At 62.8% G+C, this 5,516-nt stretch carries 6 protein-coding genes; all 6 read left to right on the top strand.

Features of this window, described 5'->3' with window-relative positions:
• On the top strand, positions 1-575 hold a 575-nt coding region (locus C1722_RS05080; protein ID WP_342352754.1), incomplete at its 5' end, for a tRNA (cytidine(34)-2'-O)-methyltransferase.
• Between the two features lie 530 nt (positions 576-1,105).
• A complete protein-coding gene (locus tag C1722_RS05075; RefSeq protein ID WP_102378278.1) occupies positions 1,106-1,780 on the top strand; it encodes a site-2 protease family protein in 675 nt (224 codons plus the stop codon).
• A 12-nt stretch (positions 1,781-1,792) separates the two neighbouring features.
• Entirely contained in the window at positions 1,793-2,584 is a 792-nt protein-coding gene (locus C1722_RS05070; protein ID WP_102378277.1) for a segregation and condensation protein A, read from the top strand.
• A 3-nt stretch (positions 2,585-2,587) separates the two neighbouring features.
• Positions 2,588-3,496 carry an SMC-Scp complex subunit ScpB gene (gene scpB / locus C1722_RS05065; RefSeq protein WP_102378276.1) on the top strand — a complete coding sequence of 303 codons (909 nt, stop codon included), beginning with the start codon at positions 2,588-2,590 and terminating at the stop codon, positions 3,494-3,496.
• Between the two features lie 106 nt (positions 3,497-3,602).
• Complete coding sequence (locus C1722_RS05060) at positions 3,603-4,415, top strand: pseudouridine synthase (RefSeq protein WP_244902556.1); 813 nt, start codon at positions 3,603-3,605, stop codon at positions 4,413-4,415.
• Between the two features lie 51 nt (positions 4,416-4,466).
• Positions 4,467-5,516: prephenate dehydrogenase (locus tag C1722_RS05055; protein ID WP_102378274.1), on the top strand; the 1,050-nt coding region annotated here is incomplete at its 3' end.

The raw sequence follows: 5,516 nt of genomic DNA, 5'->3' as shown, positions 1-5,516 counted from the left end.
AAAAGAGCCAGCCCCCCGCCTGCCTCGGGCGATCCGAGCACAGCGCCGGTCCTTCCTGCGCACCCGCCGCACGCGACGGCTCTGCTCGCGATGCGACGCCGCCCGAGGCGGGCTGCCTGCACATCGTTCTTTTCGAGCCGGAGATACCGCAGAACACCGGCAACATAGCCCGCACTTGCGCCTGTACGGGCGCGGTGCTTCATCTGGTCGAGCCTATGGGCTTCCGTCTGACAGAGAAGCATCTCGGGCGCGCGGGGCTCGACTATTGGGATGAGGTGGAGATCGTGCGCCATGCATGCACGGCTGCATTTCTCGAAGAGCACGGCGAGCGCGAGCTGCACTTCTTCACGGGGCACGCAGCGCGTCTCTATACCGAGGCGCTCTACGGCGCCGAACCGTTCCTCGTGTTCGGTCGCGAGAGCCGCGGCATCGATGAGAGGATACTCGAAGCCCATCCCGGCAAGCTTGTGCGCATCCCCATGCGTGAGGGCCTGCGCAGCCTCAATCTTTCCAACGCCGTCGCCGTCGGTGCGTACGAGGTGCTTCGGCAACGGGGGTTTTCCGGCTTGCGGTAATCCTTCGATGCCAGAGGCGGCTCTTTCGGAAGGGCGGTGCCCGGATCCAACGGCGGCTGATGGGAAAGCGGCGCACGGTTCTTCTCGAAGACGAGCGTAGTGAAACCGATTACCGGAATGGCGACAGGCCGCGAACCCTGGATTTTCGGAGCGGTTTGCCTGCGATAGGGCCGAATATGGCACAAAATTCGACCTGTGTCAAAAGGTACTACAGTACGTTGTTGACACATGCGTTTTCGGGGATCGGCGACCAGGTGATTCTCTGAAATCGGGCGCATTATCAATAAAGTAATAAATTCTATAATTGACACAGGTCGAATTTTCTGCCAGATCGGATCCGATCCGCCCTTGCCGCGATGGGCTGCGCCTTCCGCCGAGCGCCCGCAATCCATGTATCGGGTCCGATTGTTGCGCTTCTCGCTTTTTCCCGCTCGCAGAGTCGGGCTTTCGGCTTTCGACATTTCGGAACTTGTGAAATTTTGCAGGCACGCTGTCTTGGGCGGCGTTGTCAGGGTAGACTAGCTACCACTATGAATTCAATCGATATCCCATACCTCATCTGCAGTGTCCTGAGCTTCATTCCCGCCATCGTGTTCCACGAGGTGGCGCATGGCTTTGCGGCCTACAAGCTCGGCGATCCCACGGCGAAGAGCCAAGGGAGGCTTTCGCTCAATCCGCTCAAGCACGTCGATCCTTTCGGTACGGTCATCATGCCGGCGCTGCTCATGCTCATGAACATGCCGGTGTTCGGCTACGCGAAGCCGGTGCCGTACAATCCGCGCTACTTCAAGAACCCGCGCAAGGGCGATCTTATCGTGGGGCTTGCGGGACCTGCGGCAAACCTCGTCATGGCGTGCGTTGCCGCGCTGCTCCTCTGGTTCATAGAGCTCGTCGTGCCCACTGCGGCGTTCCAAAACGAGCTGCTCGTGTACTTCTGCTACCTGTACCTGCCTTTGTTCGGACTCATCAACCTGTTTCTCATGTTCTTCAATCTGCTGCCGATACCGCCGCTCGACGGGTCATCGATCTTCGCGTTCATCTTGCCCGAGAAGTATTTGCCGCAGTACTACCGCATCCAGCAGTATGCGCTGCCCATCTTTATGATCGTGGTCATCGCCGTGCCCTACGTGCTCAAGGTGAACCCCATCGGCATGTACCTCGATGTCACGGCATACAACTTGGCGCATCTTATGGGACTTATCTGATAACGGGCGCCCATGTCGTACAAGGTTCGCATAGAAAGCTTCGAGGGGCCGTTCGATCTGCTGCTGTATCTGGTCAGCAGGCAGAAGGTCGATATCGGGGCCATATCCATCACCGAGATCGCGGATCAGTACCTGGCCGAGGTGTCGCGCATGAGCAACCTCGACCTCGATGTGGCGAGCGACTTTCTGCTTGTGGCTTCGACGCTGCTCGAGATCAAGGCCGCAAGCCTCATTCCGCAGGAGAAATCGGCGACTGCCGAGGAATTCCAGGAGATCCCGCCTTCCGAGGCGCGCGACATTCTCGTCGAACGCTTGCTCGAGTACAAGAAGTTCAAGAACGCGGCGGCGGGGCTTCACGCCCGGTTCGTCGCGGAGGGCCGCATGCACTCGCGGCCTTTCGGTCCGGACCTGGATTTCCTTTCGCTCGTGCCCGATTACCTCGAGCACGTCACACTCGACGCGCTCGCCTATCTATGCGCTGCAGCGTATGCGCGCCGCGATGTATTCTTGCTCGAATCGGAGCATATCGCCGCGAAGCCCATTCCGGTGGAAGTGCATGTGCGGGCGATTCACCAGCGCGTAAAAAACAGCAAGCACCTGCGTTTTTCCGATCTCGTCGATGCGCAGACGCCCACGCCCATCGTGGTCGTGACGTTCCTCGCCATTCTCGAGCTGTACAAGCGCTCCATGGTCACCATCAAGCAGAAAACCTCGTTCGGGGATATCGATATCGATTTCATCGAGGGGTCGGGCGAACTCATCTTCGACGGCGACGACGCCATCACCTCGATAGGGGAGGAATAGGTTATGTTCTCGGGTTTGCAGGACTACCAGCTTAAGGGCGCGCTCGAGGCGATGCTCTTCGTGACCGACGAGCCGGTGAGCACCATCACGCTCGCCGACATGCTCGAAGTCGAGCCGGGCGAGGTGGAGTGCGCGCTCGTCGATCTGCGCGCTCAGCTCGAAGACGAGAACCGCGGCATCCAGCTGCGCGAGGTTGCAGGCGGATGGCGCCTGTTCACGCACCCGGTATACCACGAACTCATCGAGCGCTACGTGCTCTCGTGGGATACGCGCAAGCTTTCGCAGGCGGCTATGGAGACGCTCGCGATCGTCGCCTACGGCCAGCCCATTACCCGCGGCGGCGTAGCGTCGGTGCGCGGCGTGAACTCCGACAGCTCCATCAACTCGCTCGTCGAGAAGGGGCTCGTGCGCGAAGCGGGCACCGAGGACGCCCCGGGCAATCCGACGCTCTACGCGACGACGCGCACCTTCCTCGAAAAGTTCGGGCTGCGCTCGACCGCCGATCTGCCCGACATCGCCGAATACGCTCCCGACGACGAAACGCGCGCGTTCATCCGCGAGCGGTTGAGTGCGACGAGATCCGATGCGCCCGTCGACGGGGAAGACGGATACGGCGATTTCGAAGCCCGGTTCGACATCGACGAGATGGCCGAACGTGCAGGGGCGGGCGGCGCTGGGAACGCCGAGCCTGCAGGCGGGCCTTTGCCGGCTTCGGACGGTGCGGGATCGCCTGAGCGAACCGGAGGCGAAGCGGGCGAGAAAGAACAGGCGGGACGATCCGACGGAAAAGGGGATGCGGCGCTGCACCCGGAGCCGACGGGCGGCCAGGCGATGCTCGCCGAGGCGATGGCGGCAGGGTTCGGTCTGGTGGAGAAGATCGATTTCGATGAGCTCACCTTCGAAGAAGAATAGCGGACGCCGCGCGGATACCGCGGGGGCCGCCGAACCCGAGCGGCGTGCGACCGAAGCGCGGACTGCCACCGCGAGCAGCGCTCAGCCCGAGGAGCGCATCGTCGTCATGCGGCTGCAGAAGTTCCTCGCCCGTGCGGGAGCGGCATCGAGGCGCGGCTCCGAAAACCTCATGACCGCGGGCCGCGTAACCGTCAACGGCCGGGTGGTAACCGAGCTCGGCAGCAAGGTCGATCCGCGCGTCGACGAGGTGGCGGTCGACGGGATCGTCGTGCGGCTCTCCGACGAAGCGGTTACCCTGGCGCTCAACAAACCCGCCGACGTAGTTACCACGATGAGCGATCCGCAGGGCCGCCGCTGCGTGGCGGAGCTTGTGCCCACCGATCGCTATCCGGGGCTCTATCCGATCGGCAGGCTCGATCGCGACACGACGGGCTTGCTGCTCTTCTCGACCGATGGCGAGCTGGGGCATGCCCTGCTTCATCCGAAGAAGCACGTCGAGAAGCGCTACGTGGCGCTCCTCGAGGGAAGGCCGAGCGAATCTGCATTGAAACGGTTGCGGGGCGGCATCGAACTCGACGATGGCATGACGCTTCCCGCGGCGGTCGAGCTGCTCGAAGGGAAAGAGGCCGCCGCAGCGCTGTCGACCCTCGTCGAAACGGCGCGCACGGTGCAGAAGGCATCGGAGCAATACGTGCGCGAGCTGGCGAACCGGTCGGAGCACCGATCGGTGGCGAGCATTGTCGTCCACGAAGGGCGAAAGCGTCAGGTGCGTCGGATGTTCGAGGCGATCGGCCATCCGGTAGCCGCGCTCCACCGCACCGATTTCGGGCCCGTTTCCATCGGCGACCTTGCGCCTGGTTCGTGGCGGCGAATCGAAGGCGAAGAACTTGCCGCGCTGTATGGCGCTTTGCGCCGATGATGCTAGAATAGCCCTACTGAACCGATCGATTCAAGGAGTTGAGCAGCAAGCATGTCCGCATGCGTTACCAGGATTGCAGTTGTGGGCCTCGGCCTTGTGGGAGCCTCGTTTGCGGCCGCCTACCGCGCCCAGTGCCCCGAATCGGAAGTGCTCGGCGTCGACATCTCCCCGGAAACGAACGCTTCGGCGCTCGAGCGGGGATGGGTCACGGCTGCGGCCGAACCAGGCGATGCCTCTTTCGAGGAGTTCGTCAAAGGGGGATGCGAGATCGTCGTCATCGCCACGCCCATTGCTGCGGTCGACGAGTACTTCGAGCGGTTGTCGGCATGGGACTATCGAGGCGTTGTCACGGATACGGCATCGACCAAGGCCCACATCCTTGCGGCGGCCTGCGAGCTTCTTCCCCATCCCCATAACTTCGTGCCGGGCCACCCCATGGCCGGTTCCGAGGTCAACGGCATCGAAGGTGCGCGCGCCGACCTTTTCAAAGGGGCCCACTGGATCCTCTGCCCCGACGAGAATACGGCGGCGGAGCATTTCCAGCTTCTGCACGAGGTCATCACGAGCATCGGTGCACGCGTGATCTCGCTTCCGCGCGAGGATCACGACGAAGCGGTCGCCGTGGTAAGCCACGTACCGCACATCATCGCCTCGTCGCTCGTCGAGCTTGCGAGCAGGCACGCCGACGACCAGCAGGCGCTGTTCCGCCTTGCGGCGGGCGGCTTCAAGGATTCTACGCGCATCGCCGCCGGTTCGCCGAAGCTGTGGTGCGGCATCGCATTCGACAACGCCGCCGCACTGAGCCGGGGCCTCGCCGAGATACGCGATATCGTCGGGCAGTTCGCCCAAGCGCTCGAAGCGCGGGACCGCGAGGCCATGACCGCGCTTTTGAGCCATGCCGCCGAAGCCCGCCGAGCCCTTCCCGCCGCATGGGTGCCGAGCACCGAGAAGCTTCTCGAGGTGCGCATTCCCATGGAGGACCGCAAGGGCGTCGTCGCAGAGGCGACGACGATAGCGAGCCAGGCGGGGTGCAATATCCAATCCATCGAGATCGACCACATCACCGAAGACAGCGCCGTTTTGAGCCTCGTCCTCACCGAC

It is taken from the genome of Raoultibacter timonensis, from assembly GCF_900240215.1.
Classification (GTDB): Bacteria; Actinomycetota; Coriobacteriia; order Coriobacteriales; family Eggerthellaceae; genus Raoultibacter; species Raoultibacter timonensis.
The sequence above is the reverse complement of the archived record's forward strand: the minus strand, read 5'-3'. Positions and strand labels throughout refer to the sequence as shown.